General features: G+C 52.2%; 20 protein-coding genes and 1 tRNA gene. 18 read left to right on the top strand and 3 right to left on the bottom strand.

The features are described from left to right. The first annotated feature begins 39 nt into the window (after nt 1-39). The 5 genes from ACR0BT_RS13000 (at nt 40) to ACR0BT_RS12980 (ending at nt 3,710) form a co-directional block, all read left to right on the top strand. Nucleotides 40-345: a hypothetical protein gene (locus ACR0BT_RS13000; protein WP_170515823.1), complete on the top strand. Its 306-nt coding sequence runs from the start codon at nt 40-42 to the stop codon at nt 343-345. Nucleotides 346-387: 42 nt separating this feature from the next. Continuing rightward, entirely contained in the window at nt 388-561 is a 174-nt protein-coding gene (locus tag ACR0BT_RS12995; RefSeq protein WP_157054209.1) for a hypothetical protein, read from the top strand. Nucleotides 562-681: 120 nt separating this feature from the next. Then, nucleotides 682-1,326 carry a protein-tyrosine phosphatase family protein gene (locus tag ACR0BT_RS12990; protein ID WP_170334798.1) on the top strand — a complete coding sequence of 215 codons (645 nt, stop codon included), beginning with the start codon at nt 682-684 and terminating at the stop codon, nt 1,324-1,326. Between the two features lie 19 nt (nt 1,327-1,345). Then, on the top strand, nt 1,346-2,779 hold the full coding sequence (locus tag ACR0BT_RS12985; RefSeq protein WP_480763318.1) for a hypothetical protein: 1,434 nt from the start codon (nt 1,346-1,348) through the stop codon (nt 2,777-2,779). Between the two features lie 19 nt (nt 2,780-2,798). Beyond that, nucleotides 2,799-3,710 (top strand): metallophosphoesterase family protein, encoded by a 912-nt coding sequence (locus ACR0BT_RS12980; protein WP_480763317.1) that lies wholly within the window; start codon nt 2,799-2,801, stop codon nt 3,708-3,710. On the opposite strand, the gene ACR0BT_RS12975 is transcribed toward ACR0BT_RS12980, so the two are convergent. Beyond that, a complete protein-coding gene (locus tag ACR0BT_RS12975; protein ID WP_170725286.1) occupies nt 3,711-4,448 on the bottom strand; it encodes a DUF4956 domain-containing protein in 738 nt (245 codons plus the stop codon). It abuts the gene before it with no gap. Between the two features lie 203 nt (nt 4,449-4,651). On the opposite strand from ACR0BT_RS12975, the gene ACR0BT_RS12970 reads away from it, so the two are divergent. Further along, on the top strand, nt 4,652-5,584 hold the full coding sequence (locus ACR0BT_RS12970; protein ID WP_480763315.1) for an SdiA-regulated domain-containing protein: 933 nt from the start codon (nt 4,652-4,654) through the stop codon (nt 5,582-5,584). Nucleotides 5,585-5,803: 219 nt separating this feature from the next. Beyond that, nucleotides 5,804-7,348 carry a ShlB/FhaC/HecB family hemolysin secretion/activation protein gene (locus tag ACR0BT_RS12965; protein WP_480763314.1) on the top strand — a complete coding sequence of 515 codons (1,545 nt, stop codon included), beginning with the start codon at nt 5,804-5,806 and terminating at the stop codon, nt 7,346-7,348. 248 nt (nt 7,349-7,596) lie between these two features. On the opposite strand, the gene ACR0BT_RS12960 is transcribed toward ACR0BT_RS12965, so the two are convergent. Beyond that, nucleotides 7,597-7,785 carry a hypothetical protein gene (locus ACR0BT_RS12960; RefSeq protein ID WP_480763312.1) on the bottom strand — a complete coding sequence of 63 codons (189 nt, stop codon included), beginning with the start codon at nt 7,783-7,785 and terminating at the stop codon, nt 7,597-7,599. 1,018 nt (nt 7,786-8,803) lie between these two features. Here ACR0BT_RS12960 and ACR0BT_RS12955 point away from each other — a divergent pair. From ACR0BT_RS12955 to ACR0BT_RS12910, 10 genes are all read left to right on the top strand, one after another. Continuing rightward, the gene (locus ACR0BT_RS12955; protein WP_171237122.1) at nt 8,804-9,178 is read left to right on the top strand and encodes a DUF4345 domain-containing protein; all 375 of its coding nucleotides are present in this window, start codon (nt 8,804-8,806) and stop codon (nt 9,176-9,178) included. Between the two features lie 16 nt (nt 9,179-9,194). After that, a complete protein-coding gene (locus ACR0BT_RS12950) occupies nt 9,195-10,052 on the top strand; it encodes a DUF302 domain-containing protein (RefSeq protein WP_480763311.1) in 858 nt (285 codons plus the stop codon). 480 nt (nt 10,053-10,532) lie between these two features. Then, a complete protein-coding gene (locus ACR0BT_RS12945; protein WP_480763310.1) occupies nt 10,533-10,763 on the top strand; it encodes a DUF1192 family protein in 231 nt (76 codons plus the stop codon). 212 nt (nt 10,764-10,975) lie between these two features. After that, nucleotides 10,976-11,491, top strand: coding sequence for a hypothetical protein (locus tag ACR0BT_RS12940; RefSeq protein WP_480763309.1), 516 nt, complete (start codon nt 10,976-10,978; stop codon nt 11,489-11,491). Nucleotides 11,492-11,881: 390 nt separating this feature from the next. Further along, nucleotides 11,882-11,976, top strand: a tRNA-OTHER gene (locus tag ACR0BT_RS12935). Between the two features lie 17 nt (nt 11,977-11,993). Beyond that, the gene (locus ACR0BT_RS12930; RefSeq protein WP_480763308.1) at nt 11,994-12,416 is read left to right on the top strand and encodes a hypothetical protein; all 423 of its coding nucleotides are present in this window, start codon (nt 11,994-11,996) and stop codon (nt 12,414-12,416) included. Then, a complete protein-coding gene (locus ACR0BT_RS12925; protein ID WP_480763307.1) occupies nt 12,409-12,906 on the top strand; it encodes a hypothetical protein in 498 nt (165 codons plus the stop codon). Before ACR0BT_RS12930 ends, ACR0BT_RS12925 begins: the two co-directional genes overlap by 8 nt. Nucleotides 12,907-12,910: 4 nt before the next feature. Beyond that, nucleotides 12,911-14,200: an AAA family ATPase gene (locus ACR0BT_RS12920; protein WP_480763306.1), complete on the top strand. Its 1,290-nt coding sequence runs from the start codon at nt 12,911-12,913 to the stop codon at nt 14,198-14,200. 53 nt (nt 14,201-14,253) lie between these two features. Beyond that, nucleotides 14,254-14,547: a hypothetical protein gene (locus tag ACR0BT_RS12915; RefSeq protein WP_480763305.1), complete on the top strand. Its 294-nt coding sequence runs from the start codon at nt 14,254-14,256 to the stop codon at nt 14,545-14,547. Between the two features lie 194 nt (nt 14,548-14,741). Continuing rightward, on the top strand, nt 14,742-14,918 hold the full coding sequence (locus tag ACR0BT_RS12910; RefSeq protein WP_170725289.1) for a hypothetical protein: 177 nt from the start codon (nt 14,742-14,744) through the stop codon (nt 14,916-14,918). Between the two features lie 60 nt (nt 14,919-14,978). Here ACR0BT_RS12910 and ACR0BT_RS12905 read toward each other — a convergent pair whose 3' ends face one another. Continuing rightward, nucleotides 14,979-15,863, bottom strand: a complete 885-nt coding sequence (locus ACR0BT_RS12905; RefSeq protein ID WP_480763304.1) for a LysR family transcriptional regulator — start codon at nt 15,861-15,863, stop codon at nt 14,979-14,981. 150 nt (nt 15,864-16,013) lie between these two features. On the opposite strand from ACR0BT_RS12905, the gene ACR0BT_RS12900 reads away from it, so the two are divergent. Continuing rightward, nucleotides 16,014-16,583 (top strand): carboxymuconolactone decarboxylase family protein, encoded by a 570-nt coding sequence (locus ACR0BT_RS12900; protein ID WP_480763302.1) that lies wholly within the window; start codon nt 16,014-16,016, stop codon nt 16,581-16,583. The last annotated feature ends 85 nt before the right edge of the window (nt 16,584-16,668 follow it).

The following is a 16,668-nucleotide window of genomic DNA, read 5'->3' as shown; positions in this document are numbered from 1 at the left end:
GCCCTTGAGCACGTTCCCAAAACAGCCAGGAAAAAACACATGAGAACCAATGTCCTAATGGTGATCGGCGCGGTATGTATTTCTGCACTGGCAGCATGCGATGAGAGTGGCGGATCGGTGGATGCAAGTGCACCAACTGTGGGCAGTTCTAGCGATCTTTCGCCATTTGAAGGGGCAAGAGCGGGCCAAGCTGAAATGGGCATCCAAAGTCTCGGATTTGAACTCATCCGAAGCGAAGGGCTGACCTCGTACTGGTTTAACAAGGATACAGGTGCATGTGCTCAGATCACGACGTCTGAAGGAAGGTACTCAGATGTAGCTATGCTGCCATCAGGTGACTGCTGACAAATTTCCATCAATCCCATATCCAAGAGAAGGAGCCCAAACTTGCAATTCGACCTGGCACACGCGGCGGTCATCGTTGTCGCCTTAATCATCACTAACCTGGCATTGAAATCGGCAGGCGTGATCAACGAAGAAAACAAGCACCAATGGAACTGGAAAGTTGTTCTAGCCTACTTCGTAGTCGTCGTTATCATCAATCTCGTGTGGCCTATTTAAAGTTTCACAGCGGAAAGTTATTTGCCCACTTGATATGGTTGTCATGAACTAGCCTTTCCGAGAGACTATCAGGTCGCAAGAGTTTGAGCATTAAAGGTTCAAGAATAGAAAGGATTTGGCATGCGGTTTTTGGCGTCCCTCATATTCATTGTTGTTTTCGCAACCGCTGCGAATTCTGACGTGACCAGTCGAAATGGCGGTCCAAGCAACAGTCAAATGCTTTCAAAGGGTGGTGACGGAGGCATTGATGGTGTCGCTTTCTTTCGCCCAGTCTTAAGCGGAGTGTTGTATCGATCCGGCTTCAAGGGCGGCGACAAGGATCGAACTGGCCTAAGTGAAGGTCAACGCGAAACTCTGTGCGGTGAAGGGTTTTCAACCGGGTTTTATGCGGACTTTGGCAAAAACACTGAATACGGTCGCACCAGTTGTGGAAGCGGATCCTTTGACTATCAAAGTGCCAGATCCTCCCGACCCGATGCTGTCATGGCGTCCATACACGAGGTGATTAAAAACCCTGGAAAGGGCCCTGTTCTGGTGCACTGCATGTGGGGCGTTCATTCCTCAGGTGCATTGTCGGCGATGGCGCTCGTTCAGTTTTGCGGTTGGACAGAAGAAAGGGCCAAGGAATATTGGAATGATGCCCGAAACGGAGCCCCTTGTTCAGGCGGGTGCGACAAGTGGATTGACTCAAAATTTTCCAACTTCAGTGTCGACCCAAAATTGAAGATCTCCAACGAGCAACAGGCAGCGATTTGCCCCAAATGATATTGGGAGGACTATCCAAATGAAGTTCAATCTTCTGGGGTCACTTGCTTTAATTGCACCCACTGTCTTGTGGGCGAACGATGATGTTCTCGGTGAAGCCACGACCTTTGATAGTCCCAACGGCGTTACTGAACGCTGTATCCGCATCGAAAAAGTTCCAACGGGCGAGTATAAGAACAGCGATCTTGATGAAGAAACGGCCTATTGCGAGATCGATTTCTATGCCTCCGAAATTGCTATTTGCCCAAAAACCTGGAGCACCAGCCCAGGAATGGCCGTCTACGATATCTCGGAAGGACCTTACGTGGGGAACCGTTCTGAATTCGAGAGAAACGCTTGCAAAGAGGGGAAGGCGGCGAAAGATCTAGCCAAGGACAGAGTGGCCAAATTCAAATCCACCATGAACCAAAAGGGCACCAGTGGAACCTTTTCCACCTCGTCGCTGCTTTACTATCATTTCTCCAGATATTTCGACGCGATTGTCAAAGTTCCAGTCGCCGTTTGGCGTAGCATGGACGCCCAGGCGCATTTTTCCGAGGTCGCCGAGCCTGGCCTTGCGATTTCCGGTGGATCTCATGGCGGGCGCATGAACCACGAAGGCTGGCGGGTCTTCGCAGCTGCGGATGCTGAACCGAAATCATACCAGCCAACCAACGATCTTTTCACCGCAGATCGAACGCAAATTTACGGTGTACTGCTTGATAGTCCTGGGCATCGATACGGCTCGGAAATCAACGGAACCCGAAAATCTGGTTGGGGAAAAGGACAAAACCGTGATTTTCAGGAAACTCCTGCTTTCTTGGCTTTGCGTTCTTCAAAACCCTTGCCTGAGGCCATTGTAGAGGGCGTCGGAGAAGGTCGAAGAGACCGGATGATCAACAAGGATCTCGGTCCCGATGTCAGCGACCAACAGATGGCATTTTGGATGCAAGAACTTACCGAGATTGTACTCCTCGATTTCATCTTTAGCCAGCAGGACCGCGTAGGAAACATAGACTTCACACCCTATTGGTATTGGGTTGAAGACGGAAAGCTGAAGCATAAGAAAGCCAAGCACCATGAGCCAAACGATGGAGACGTTCCCGACGACGCATTATTGATCCGTCGCAGCAATCTAAACGACAACGATGCTGGTGGGCGTGTCGAATACGCCAACTTCGCGAAATCTACTCAAATGCTGGAGAAAATTCGCCACTTCTCTCCAAGCACGTATCGGCGCTTGGTTGCATTGAATAGTGACCTTCAATCCCAAGGCCCAGTCTATGACTGGCTATCGCAAAGCTTTGGGTTGTCAGACAGTCAGATTGCACAAGTCGTCAAAAATACTGCGCTGGCAACGTCCATTCTTCAGAGCAATTGTTCAAATGGCGATTTGATGTTCGACTTGGATCCTGTCGCATTCTTTTTGAGAAACGGCACCGAGGTAGAGGCTGTGGACTGTTATGTACCGTAGGTGTTCTGCTCTTATTGCGGTGTTCATTTGGACCGCTCTGCTCGCCTGCAAAGCGGTGGCATTGGATGTCATCGTCATATCGGATCTGAATGGAAGCTATGGTTCGGTAAGATACGATGCCCGCGTCGACAAAGCGATTGAGCGGATAATCGAGATTGATCCAGATCTGGTTATTTCGACCGGAGATATGGTTGCGGGACAGCGCATTCCCAACTTGTCCGACAAACAGGTCAGGGAGATGTGGAATGCGTTTCACGAGGCCGTATCAGATCCATTAGAGGCTGCCGGCATTCCATTTGCGGTCACACCTGGAAACCATGATGCCTCCGCCTACCGAGGGTTCGAGCGTGAAAGGAAAATATACGCAGAGGAATGGACGCCGAGAAAACCAGGCGTCGACTTCCTGGTTTCAGATGACTACCCGTTCTTCTACGCATTTGAGATGCAGGGCATTACGTTTGCGTCTTTGGATGCAACGACCCTAGGACCCCTATCCGGTGACCAGCAGGACCGGTTACAGGAATTGGGTGCAGACGGAGACCCGATTGTCACTTTCAGTCACCTCCCACTTTGGCCGTTCGCGATCCAGCGCGAACGTGAAATAATCGGCGACCCAACACTTGAAAAAATCTATTTGGAAAGCGGTGTGGTTCTGCATCTGTCTGGCCACCATCATGCCTTCTACCCCGGTTGGAAAGACGGTGTGGCTTATGTCTCTCAAGCTTGTTTGGGAGGTGGTCCGCGGCGGCTTATTGGCGATAGCGCCAGATCACCTCACAGCTTCACTCATGTTACGTTCCAGCCGAACGGAGAGTTTGGGATAGCAGTACACCGAGGCCCTGATTTCGAAAGGTCGGTAAACTTCAAGGCGCTCCCGAAAGAGATCAGATCCCCGAACGCGGTATTGAAACGTTTAGACCTTGTTAAATGACTAGAGGTTGAGTTTCAGCTCAACTTTATCAGGGACCAGATCGTTTATCATCTCTTCGATTCGGGCTTCTGAAAGTCCACCCGAAGTGATGAAAAGCAAAGAGACGCGAGACTTTCCGGGGACGTGGTGTTTTCTGACCAGCTTCCAGCCAGCGTCTGCGGCCATGGCTTCAATGGCGCCGCTGACGTTCAATGAGTGCTCTTCGTCAGATGCCTTGAGGGAGACTTCGACACCCTTGTTGCGTCCACCCAGCCAAATAAAACACCAACACACAATCGCCACCAGTGTGGCCATCAGCGGCAAGCCCAAACCGACCGCAAGACCAAGAACCGTTACGATTATCATTTCGACAGTGTCCACCGGATCATCGAGATTGGAGCGGAACCTGAGCAACGCGCCGATGCCAAAGATAACGAAACCAATCATTGACCCGTGCTGGACTACCAGGAATCCCACAGCCATTCCAATTAGCGCGTAAAGGAAGAACAGTCTGGGCATAACTATGTCGCGGACGCTTCTACGGGCTTTACGTCTCACCGGATGATAGACGATCAAGCCAGCCAGAATGATCGTGACGATCACATCGAGAGTAAAAAAATACAGTTCCTGTTTGCCACGAAACTGCGTCCACCGGCGTTCGATAACGATTTCCGACCCCGAAGCCCCGGCCAGCATCGTCGCAGGGTCGACTTGTGACACCGCAGCACCTGGCAACAGCAGCATCAACAACACGGTCACAAATGTGAGGGTCGTATTCAACTTGTCTTCCTTCCTGCTCGCGCCAAAGGCTTACGCTTAACCAAAGGCACATCGTGCCCTATTCAATTCAATCGCAACAGGCGGGATCAGGTAAAGAGATTACAGTGCATTCCTCGGACATCGTATCCGGACTGTGATACGAACGCTGATACAGAGATGTGGTCCAAGCGCGAGAGAATCCAATGACAGAAAACAGAGTGTTTTCGTCAAAAGCTGAAATTTCACAGTGTTTCTGCAAACTTAGACGACTCGCTTTTGCGGCCAGCTTGGTTGCGGCAGCCTTCTTGCCTTGGACCGATTTTGCCTACGCTGAAAGTGCTGGTTTGATTCTGGTCGATAAATTCAAGGTGGCAGACAAATCAGAGGGATTTTCAGAGCCTTCCGGTTTGGCAATGTCCAACGCTGAAGGCTTCTTGTGGTCTGTAAGTGATGCCGAACCTAAACTGCACCTACTCGGAGTCGACGGGGTATTAGGAAACTCTTTCAAGTTACCAGCATTGGCAGGATCAGATTTGGAGGGTGTTGCACCTCGAAAAGATGGGTCTGTTTTGGTGCTTCAAGAAACTGACCGATCAATCCTAGTCGTTCACCCAACTGATCCCATTCAACTGACGACAATACCTCTCGCATCTCTTAAAGGTTACCCGACCGCCGCTGCATTACTCGTCGGCAACCCTTTGAACAAGGGACCCGAAGGCATCGCCGTTGACCCGGAATCCGGGCGGGTCTTCGTTGGCATTGAGGGACAACCAAGGTTGTTAATGGTGTTATCGCCAGAGCTAGACGAAATTATTGAGATCATTCCTTTAGCCCGCGATGCAGGTTTTATCTCCGAGCGTGTAGATGATGATGAACTGGATTTGAGCGGCCTGGCATGGTCCGGGTCCTCGCGTTCTCTTTGGATTGTGAGTGACAAAAGCCGTCAGATCTTCGTCTACAATCCAGAGTCCAAGTCCGTAAAGTCTATCAGTTTGACGTTCACAGAAGATGGAAAACAAAAAGAAGTTAAACATCCCGAAGGGATCGCGCTCGATGAGACCAGAGGGCTTCTCTATATCCTGACAGACGATGCCAAGAAATCGCGGCTTTATGTTTTTGAGCAACCAGAATTGTGAGGACTGTCCTACTAGTTCTCTACTCTAACTTGTTGAAAAGCCGAGTTGTGTAAGTGAGCGCCGTCTTATGTGCGGCATATTAAGTAAATCTGCGTTCTGTTCACTGTGTTTCTTAAAAACATCACCCATCAATACATTCGAGTAGCGTCAGGTTCACACATGCGAACCACATAATAACATTGGACTTCAACATGCTCAGTCACTTTAAGGTTGTCAAAAATGCGCGTATTCAGCTCAGTTGTTTTTGCGATCATTTGCACTCTTGTGGCCACTGCATCAGTTCCAAGAAGTAGCATTGCCCAAACCTGGGACATCGCGTCCCAGCACTCGGTCAGCGGCGTAACGGTGTATGATGCGGATGAGCTGTTAACTTTTGCCGGTCAATTGGCCTTCAATCGGTCAGGGCGCATCACAGCGGTGGAGGTCGCATCAACGATCACTCAGATCTACCGAGAAGACGGTTACTTCTTGGCTGAGGCCTGGCCCGGTCCCGATGGGCAGAGCATAATTGTTGATGAAGGGCGCATTCAAACCATCGAAATTGAAGGCGTAGATACTCGCACGTTCCAAACACTAGAGAAGATTTTTCAGCCCCTCACCACCGCATATCCAATAACTCTCAAACGATTTGAGCGGGCGGTTATGCTAGCCGAGGACATACCCGATTTGGACGTGTCGACCGAACTTGATTACCCGGATCAGGCTGGTGCTCGGCTGAGAGTATTGGGAGAACCTCTGCGCAAACAAGCCGGTAGTGCGACACTAGACAACCCTCCGCGTGAGCTTGGGGAAGCGCTCAGTTTCTATGTCGTACAAGAGTTTTATTCGACACTGACCGTTGGGGATCTGCTGCGATTTGAGGGTTCAGGCAATTACAATTGGGACAAAGACGATGAACACTCTTTATGGGGGGCTCTTACCTATCGCACGCCGCTGAACAGCAATGGTCTGTATGGTGAGATCTTTTATGGGAACATAAACGCAAAACGTGACCTCTCGGGGGATTTTGCAAGAACCGATATAGACGGCGAGAACTTCACCGTCGCGATGGGTTACCCTGTGATCCGCGATGTAGCTCGTTACGGATACCTTCTGCTGGACTATCGCCTTTCAAAAGCGGACTCAGTCAGTGGTGGCGTTCCACTATCCAGTGACGCGAGTGTCGTTGGTCTTACATATCTTTATGGGCAAAACTATCCAAAGGGACAAGCTCTGGAAGCGGGGCTAACCTTATCTTTTGGTGACAATGACAACGACACGACAGACGCGAATTTTGACGACGGGGACTCTTCGTTCTGGCATCTACGAGGCGGCGTCGGATACGAAAGCCCGCTAACGGGCTTGTCTCCCAACACAGCTTGGCGAACCGAGATCTGGGGGCAGTACACAACAGACCGGCTGCCCTCAGTCGAAGAGTACTTCCTTGGTGATCGTTATGCTTTGCGCGGATATCGTTTTGACGAAGTGGATGGTGATTCCGGGATTTCCGCGATTTTCGAAGTGTCTCATTCCTACTTCCCCAGTTCCCAGAGCATACATCGCTTAACGCCCTTTGCCTTTTTCGACGTGGGTTACATCTCGAACAATGACCCTGCGAGTTTCGAAGTTGATAATGCTACACTGGCATCGACGGGTCTGGGCTTGGACGTTGAGTTCAAACGAAACCTATTCCTGTCCGGATACGTTGGTGTCCCTTTGAGAGACGGCCCTTTGACCGACTCTGGCGATCCTGGCGCGTATCTTGCTCTGACAACAAGTTGGTGAGGATGTTATGAAACGGAACCGCATTGTTTTGCTTACCGCAGCTTGTTTGATTGCAGAACTGGCCGCTACTCAGGTCGTTGCCCGCGGAAATCACTACGGGTGGTGCCGAGGCGTAGGGAACCCGCACCAGTCGAGCCAAGGATGCGGGCAGGCTGGTGGGCAAGGGGCAGGTAATCAAGTTACTGGCCCAACTCAGCCGGTGGCAAATCAGTTGCCGCCTAAGGGAACGCAGCAAACGCCCACGTCCGTTACTGTTCCAGTCCTTGCGCCGGGCGCGGTCCCGAACGCAATTCCCGGTCAGGTTCCAATTGCAACACCAATAGCGGTTCCTGGTCAGGTTCCCACGCCGATAGTAGCGCCGACCCTAACTCCGCCTCTGGCACCAAACGCGACACCAAACCGGGTTCCGACAGCTGTTCCAAATCAGGTTCCGCCATTGGCTACTGGTCCCACCGCGGTGCCGCCGCAAGTTCCGACTGCAACTCCCAATCAAGTTCCGATAGCTATCCCCGGCCAGGTTCCGCCTCAACCTACCGGCCCAACAGCGGTGCCGCCACTTGCGCCCACCGCAACACCAAACCAAATACCAGTCGCAGTTCCTGGTCTGGTCCCACCTCAGCCCACGGGTCAAACTGCTGTGCCACCGCTAGTCCCGACTGCAACACCAAACCAGATTCCGGTCGCAGTACCCGGCCGTGTTCCGCAACCCAGCGGCACTACAGCGACACCACCGCTTGTCCCAACCGCTACCCCCAATCAGGTTCCCACGGCGGTTCCTGGTCAGGTTCCACAGTTGGCACCAAAACCTACGGCAACTCACGTGGCAGTCCCAGGACATCCGAAACCACAAGGCGTCGTGACAATCATGCGCCCTAAGCCGAGGCCGACAACCGGTACTGTCCAGAAATCTGGCACAACACAAGTAACCCACCATTTAACCCACCAAAGCAATGCGAAGAAACACGATCACGTCGCAGCAACACCTGGACGACATGACCCGCACGACCTACCGAGATTCCGCAACGCGGCGGCCAAGGAAGACTGGGAATGCGTTGCCAGCGGATTTGGACAGCGCCGGTATGATGCTGGGCGAGGCGTGTTGCTGAACAACGGAGCGTTGCGGCACCTCGGAAACGTGGACGCAATGGCACGGGATGTACCTGCTCGGCATCCAAAACACTCTGGATGCATTATTTCGGTCAAGCGAAAGCAGCAGTAGCGCCAGGCACATCTTGAAGCCTTAGAGGAATTCTTCCGAGTGGGAAACTGGTTTCCAACCAAGGTTAAGTTGACGAATAGACATCAACCGAAGGTGTCATCTTTCAGAAGGTTAATGAGGCATACAATATGCCTTTCTGAGTGCTGTTTGGGCATCCGGCTCGAATCATCGGATGCCCCAAAAAACCGACTAGGAATTTCGCAAAAAAGCGAAACCTCTACGAGAAGGAGTCCTCCATGAGTGCTAGATTGGTCCTTCTGCTTGCTGCCGTCGGCCTCATGCCAATCGCGTTATCATACGGTCTGATGCCAAGCAGTTCGATCCCAGTTTTGCTGGGATTTTCGGTGGAAGGAACGAACCAGACGCATGTCTTCCGTGCGATTATGGGACTTTACCTGGCAAACGCTTTGTTTTGGTTAGCGGCCGTGGTGAAACCAGATCTACAACGACCGGCGCTTTGGGTTCTTTTTTTGTTTATGTCGGGACTGGCCGTTGGACGCATACTAAGCATTCTTATCGATGGAGTTCCGAACGGGATACTTCTCTTTTATCTTGCGGCCGAGATAGCTTTTGCAGCTCTGGCGGCGGTTTCTCTAAAAAAAGTACAATGAAACAGGAAGTGATAAGGTGCTGAGGTTTTTCTTTGTTCTCTCGATGATTGCAACTTCATCAGTTTCGACATCCGCTCTGGCACAATCGTCATCTGCCCAGAGTGCGGTGGACGAAAACTTCTTAGTGCTTGAGACTGCCGTTGACGAAGCGGGAGCTACTCCAATCGCATCGATAGATCATTCGCGTCTGGCCAAAGCCGAAGACGTAGAAACGCCAGCGTCCCGTGTGCTCATTTTCTCTGATCCAGAGATAAACACGCCCATTCTGAAAGAGAACGTGCGAGCAGGTCTGGACCTTCCTTTTCGAGTTCTTTCCTTCGATCAGGATGGTCGTCCACAGATCGCCTACACAGACTCTCAGTTTCTCAAAGTGCGGCATGGTCTGAATGTCACCCAAGCGTTAAATGCATTTGAGAGCAAGATGCTCGAAGTTCTAAACGACTTGGATGCAACACCAGCGCCAACCAGCGGATTGTTTGCCGACTATGGGGTCATCGAACTGCAAACTCTGCTCAGCGTACCAGAGGCAGTAGAACGTCTCAGGACAGCTGTGATGGGGCAGGACGATACTGTGTGGTTTGGGGAAATCGATTTTGCGACCGAAGCGTCCCAACTGGGGGTGGACCTGCCGGAGGCGGTACTTTTACTGTTCGGCGGACCAGCACCCGGTGGCGTAGCTATGGCGGGCTTTCCGGCAATTGGTTTGGATGCCTTTTGCCAAAAACTACTAGTTTACGCGAATGAAGAAGGCGGCTCCGCAGTGATTTTCAATGACATCGCTGCATTGGCGGAATTGCACTACGGTTCTTCAGCCGAACCTCATTACGGTTTGAACAAACGGCTTACATCAACATTTCGCACTGCAATTGAGTAGCCGCTGGTTGGAAGTCACAATTTTTCTGAATTGCTATATTCCGTATTTAGCTGCCCATTCTGGGCTGGGTACAGACCATCGCTACACTTAACCCCTAACGGCAATTTGCGGGCAATGTTGCCCTGGGCGCGAGTACCCGGATCTGATGACGGCACCAGAGGCGTGGATGGCGCTTGAGTTGACAGAAGGTTCTGTACAGAAACTGAGTGGCAAGACAAAGGCAATCACACAGTTCATGCAATCTCATTGGTGGGACACTTCCCAACACGGGTGAAGCCCTTCCGGTACCGTCGCTGAAAAACCGGAGCCCGCACTTCAATACCGCTAGTTGAAGGGCGGGTTCATTTTGCGTGGTATGAGTTAGCGCAGCTCGAGATGGACAACACGTCCTGGAATTTTCTGAGTGCCAATGTCCTGACTGAAGCTTTGCCAATACCGCTAGCTTCAGTCTGCTATCATCAGACAACAAGGGTGGATTCGATGACAAAAACAGAGACCGAACAGTTTGAGCACATCCAGTTTAGGATTCCGAAGGCGAAACTGGATGAGTTTAACGCGATGGTCTACGAGCGCTACGGTATGAAGCATGGTGGTAAGACTAAGATGTTTCTCGATCTGATTGCGGAACATCAGACATCGCAGAGGATCGCTCTATTGAAAGCCGAGATCGAACGGTTGGAACAGCAAAGGCAGGGGAAGCACGCGCTTTAGGACAAATACCTGACCGCCGGGCCGATAGTTCCTGTGTTCATCGGTAACGAGAAGCAGTTGCAAATCCGGCACAAAGAAACGCGACTTTCCTGTAGTAATAGATACTACAACTTGCAGTTGACGCCCTAAGTAAAGACCCTTGTCCTATCAAAGTACTGCCGGAACCCAATCAGAACTGTCCCCCTACCGGCGGAATTCCAGGAGGGCGCGTGGTGTCTGCAACCGAAGCCACCATCAATGTGGTCGACTACGACGATATTAAAACAAGCGTTGAGCTCGAACTGGGTGAGACCCCACTGGGCTGGTCAGGGATCGTGACTGAGTTGTTTGAACACATCAAAGCGCGCAGTGACGAGATTGGGATAGAGTATCCACAGGTACTCCAAATCAAAGAAAAATTCGGGGAGCTCCGGATCTACTTCAGCAAGGCATCCGAGGACGAACGCATACGGGGCTGGGTCGCAGCCACTATCAATAAGGCAAACCAGAGTTGCGAGCGATGCGGGAACGCGGTACGCCCACAGAATTTAGAGAGCTGGATCATGACGTTATGTTGTTGGTGTGCGCATGAAGAAGCGGCCACGCGGTTCAATGAGCACAAACGCCGCTATTTCCGCAAAACGGACGCACCCGAGCACCTCGTCTGCTCGGTTTGCGGTTATGTTGGACATATGGACCGTTCCGATGACAGGCGGAGATGCCCCTGCTGCGTGAAAAAAGGCTGGTGAGATCAAGGCAGGTTCCACTTAGACCACGATACTGATCGCCTTGTGTGGAGTGACGTACGAGCTGATAATCTGCGGCTTCGGAAAAGACACGGAAACTGCAAACCAGTTCGCGCCGACTAAGACACCGGACTTTCGGGCGCTCTTCATAAGATCAGAATCACCTGCCGATTCTCTCTTTGAGCAGGAAATCTGTATTCCTGAGACGGTCGGAAGGCGGCAATATACACAACCCATGATAGAAATTTCCCGGAACTACGCGGTAAATCACGACGTTTTGCATTCTTCATGTTGACACGATGCCTCGCGCTGGTTCAGCTTCGCCCCATGTCCAAGACACGCATCCACTGCCAACGAATATCGACTTGAATCGATACCCCACGCGAAACACGTGGGAGGCAGCATTGGTGATGCGGGCGGGGCTTATACCCCTGTGATAGCTCCAGATAAGAGTGCACGAGTCGGTTCGATTCCGACGCCTCCTACCATTCTTTGGAGGCATTCCATGTCACAAAACCCCAAAACAAATGAACACCTGAAAAGACGCCTGAAGCTCTACGCCAACGACGAGCTTCTATCGGAAGTCAAAACGCGCATCGAGACTGGTGAGCTGAAAGAAACGCTTCTGTTCCACGGCGCTACAGGTCGCATGTACTCAGACGATGGGAAAGAAGACCGACGCCGTCTTCCTCCAGACGCCATTCTGCGATTGGTATTCCCTTTTCACGAATTCGATCCTGACAGTATCAGTCATCAAAACGTCTCTGAATGCCTGTTCGACTTACCGGACGAACACTTCTCTGCTCTCAAATCGACGGTGGCGGCAGAGACAGAAAAAGGCCTGCATCGTCTTGTTGCTGTGCTGGAGGAAATCGCTTCAGTTCAAGAATCCCAGCCCCCTAGAAAAGGGGATCCGGCGGATGAGTGACATCTTCGACTACGACGACATCCGCGGCTCCGTTGAGCGATATCTTGGGAAAGACAATCTGGGCTGGGTTCGGGTTGTCACTGAGTGCTTTGAAGCGATCAAGAATCACTGCGACCGGCGTGAGGAGAGCTATCCTTCGGTCGGCCAGATCAAGCAGAAATTCGGCTCGCTTCGGATCTACCTGGATGGCGCGCAGGAAGACACGTTCATTCAACTGCGGTTGCAGCAAGCTATGCAGGAAGCTGAGATGTCCTGTGAGCGGTGCGGTAACGCCTCTACGGTTCAGGTCATCGCTGCCTGGCATGTAAACCTGTGCTGTTGGCACGCGCATGAGGCGGCCACTGAGCGGATGGAGACCTTTCCCACAGTGCGTTTGAATACTCGTGCCAAGCGAGATGCGCTTCAATGTCGTAGCTGCGGCTATATCGGACAAATTGCCTGGGGCGCATCGGGTCACCGATGTCCCGCCTGCGTGGCGAAAGGGTGGTAACCCGATGAGTGGAACAACCTGGGAAGAAGATGAGATTTTTGCGCTGGCTGGCTTTTGCCATGACGAGGCAGACATCCTCCGCCCTGTTTTGAGCGCCGCCAACTCCTTTGCGTCCTGGGAAATCGTGAAGCAAATGATTTTGGAAAGAGCCAGTTCTGAAGATCTTCTCATGGTGATCAATAAACGATCTGAAGAAATCGCGAGATTTAGCGAAGACCCTGACAACTGGCGGCAGACGGAAATTAACCGTCTAAGGGAAATCGATCCTGCTCTGGCGGTCTTTGCCCAGGGTGCGGTGGAACAGATGGCGAGCCTGAAGCGTTGGAAGGAGGTCATGGGCCTCATCTCCGAACGTCATGCTGCCGACATGAACATGGAAGCCTCTCGCGCAAAGAGTGAGAAGACCATTGCCGCACGGTATCTTCTGGACAAGGTGGACTATGAGTACCTGCCGCGCACGCTCCGAAATGAGATGCCGGAACATATCAAGCAACTCACAACCTGGAGCAATCAATTCTCCCGGCTGGCCTCACTTGATGAGTTGAACGACCTTCGTGCAGTTTCACAAAGGTTCCCTCATTGCAACTTCGTCGTCGAGGGGATGACCCATGATATCGAGTGCCTATGGAGCATCGGATCTGACATCCTTCATATCCAACCCACCCTACTGGTTGGCGAGCCCGGCGTCGGCAAAACAGCTTTTGCAAAGACAGCCTGTAAAGCTCTAGGCCTTTACGTGCAGCGCGCAAATGTCGGCGGCAAGTCGGAGAACCATTTATTCGGTCTTTCCGTCGGATGGAGTTCTGCACATGCAGGGATCGTGACGGAGGCCGTGGCAACGGCACGGGTCCTTAACCCAGTGGTCATCCTCGACGAAATCGACAAGACGCACGCGAGCCGAAACGGAGATATCACCGGCGAACTTCTGGCGTTGCTCGAGCCCTCTGAGGCCAGGCGATATCGAGAGAAGTACCTGGCTGCCGACGTGGATGCCTCACATGTGAGCTGGATTCTGACGGCAAATGATCTGAGTGGCGTTCCTGCGCCTCTTCTCAGCCGCTGCAAAATCTATGAAATCCCTCCCCCGACACCAGAGCAACTACCTGCGATCATTCAAAGCCTGGTGAGCGAATTCGCCAATGAGTTTGGGTTGAGGCCTGAGTTCTTTCGGCTGGATCTGGGCGATGTTGAAGCTTTGGTGGGCACCTATGAGCAGCACAGATCAGTGCGGGTTCTGAGGCGGCTGGTACGGGGCCTCCTGCATCAAAAGACCAAAAACCACTCGTGGAACTAAGGCGGGCCCACGAGGCCCAAGCGTGCAGACACACCAAAATAGGAAAGGCGAAAATGCTAAGAGTTGTTGTTTATGTAAACCGCACCCCAATCGCGGAAGCCCGTGCAGGAAACATGTCCGGACTTGCGGATATTTCTGACTACAAAATCCGAGTATTCGAAGATGAAGCCCCACATCTCGACATCCCGGCGCAGGATGTAACCGGCTGGATCAAGGGGCATACACGCCGCAGCAGCGTTTGGTATCTGGTTCGAAAGATCGCCGAGTTGGCCGTTCGGGAGATTGAAGCAAAGTCTGACGATGAGCAGGATGTGTCACCAGACGACACCCAGAAAAACGAGCAATGAAGAGTCCCGGAGCCGGTCTCCCGTCCTTCTAAACCATTGCAAACTACTCGCGCTGAAGGACGAGGTTGTTTGCAGAATCAGAGCCTCTCCTGAAGAAGCGCTCGCTCGCCCGAGAACTGGCTTTTCGGGGGCGGTGAAGTATTATGCAGAGTTAGCCAATTGCCCGAAAGCGTCAGATACAGAGGGGAATGGGAATGTCAGAAAAAGGGCCCAATGAGACGACCGAAGAATTCGAGAAACGCTGCGAGCTAGACGCCATCACCGTGGCCTTTCTCCTCCTCAAAGCAGCGCAGTTCGCCTCAGAGGATGAGCTAACACGAAAAAGCATGAGCGCTGATGAGTGGAACAAGCTCGCCCCAAAGCAGGTCTAACAAGGGTTAGTCCCGGCATTTTCTTATATGCGCGCAGTAGGCCGCTATTCCCGTGCTAGTTCACTTAGTCAAAACTTCTTGCAAGTGCTTTGTGAAAGCGCGGGCTGAAGGCTTTGTATGACGACCACCCGCCAGTAACGCGTTCACTTCAACGTTTCCGATTGTCCAATCAGGCAGCAATTGCACGAGACTTCCTGCGTCCAACTCGTTCCTGCAACTCCAATACGACGTGCTGACAATGCCCAAACCGGCGACCGCGGCCGTGGTTGTGCTTTCATTGACGGAAATCATCAGTTGGCTTTCGACACGAACAGACTGGACTTTTCCGTCCTTCTCAAAGCTCCAACCCGCTTTTCCAATGCTTGACGGGCCGAGGATGACCTGATGATCCACCAAATCAGAGGGCTGCTTCGGGTTGCCAGCTTTTTCCAGATAAGAAGGGGCCGCAACAATGACCCTGGGTGTCGTGCCCAGCTTGCGCGCAACCATCGTTGAATCTTCCAATGGTCCAAATCGGATGGCAACGTCTATAGCCTCATCAATCAAGTCCTGCATCGAATCCGTCAGAACAAGATCCACTTTGAGTTTTGGGTGTTGTTCCAGAAACGGTGGCAGGGCGGGTATGATCTCTCTTTGGGCAAAGCTCGCTGCTGCGCCGATTCGCAAACGACCGCGCAGTTCGCCCGTGCCCCTGACGAAGTGGTTTGCCTCCTCGATGTCGGAGAGGATCGGCTCGATACGCGTCAGATATTCTTCCCCAGCTTCCGTCAGCCGAACGGCATGCGTCGAACGCACAAACAGTTGAACACCCAGCTCTTGCTCAAGGTTGGAAATGATCCGGGACACCGAAGGCTGAGATTTGCCGGTTTCTTTTCCCGCAGCGGTAAAGCTGCCGGTACGTGCGACCCGCGAGAACAAGCGTAACGTGGAGAAGTTGTCGGACATTCACATTATGAATAACAGTTAGGTTTTTTGGCAGCCTACCTTTCAATCTCCTTATGAGCAACATTTGAGCGCAACGGCAGGCGACAAACACGTCTGGCTGGTTGAACTCTGAAAACTCCGACGTAAACGCATTCTAGTAAGGAACATCAAATGGCAACCTACGCACAGCACACGGTAGACACAGCGCCTGAAGGGTCCGAACCGATCCTCTCAGCAATCAAAGGCAAAATGGGCTTTGTACCGAACCTGATGGCGACAATGGCGGAATCCCCTGTTCTGGTCGAAAGCTACATGACCATGATGGGCATTTTCGAGAAAACGGATCTGACGCCCACCGAACGAGAAATCATACTGATGACGAATAACCGTCTGAACGGCTGCACCTATTGCATGGCGGCGCACACGGCCGTGTCGAAAATGGCAGGAGTGGATGACAGTGTCATCACGGCATTGCGCGCGGGCACACCAATCGCGGACGCCAAACTCGAAGCGCTTCGCATTTTTGCTGAAACCATCAACGAAACGCGGGGGTGGGCCAGTGTTGAGCAGGTCGACGCTCTGATCGAGGCCGGATATTCAAAGCAGACCGTTCTTGAGGTCATCGCCGGAACGGCACTCAAGGTTTTGTCGAACTACACAACCCACATCGTGAACCCGCCGCTCGACAAGGCATTTGCGCCTATGGCTTGGAACCCTGAAACCCATGCGTCGGCAGAATAGTCAGAGTTCTTTTCGCCACGGGGGGCTAAATTCGCATTGGATCGCCAGAAATACGGACGTCCGGCAAACGAGCGTCGCGCTTTAA

This window comes from Ruegeria sp. CJ6 (assembly GCF_056536665.1).
This window is presented reverse-complemented; position numbering and strand designations above follow the sequence as displayed.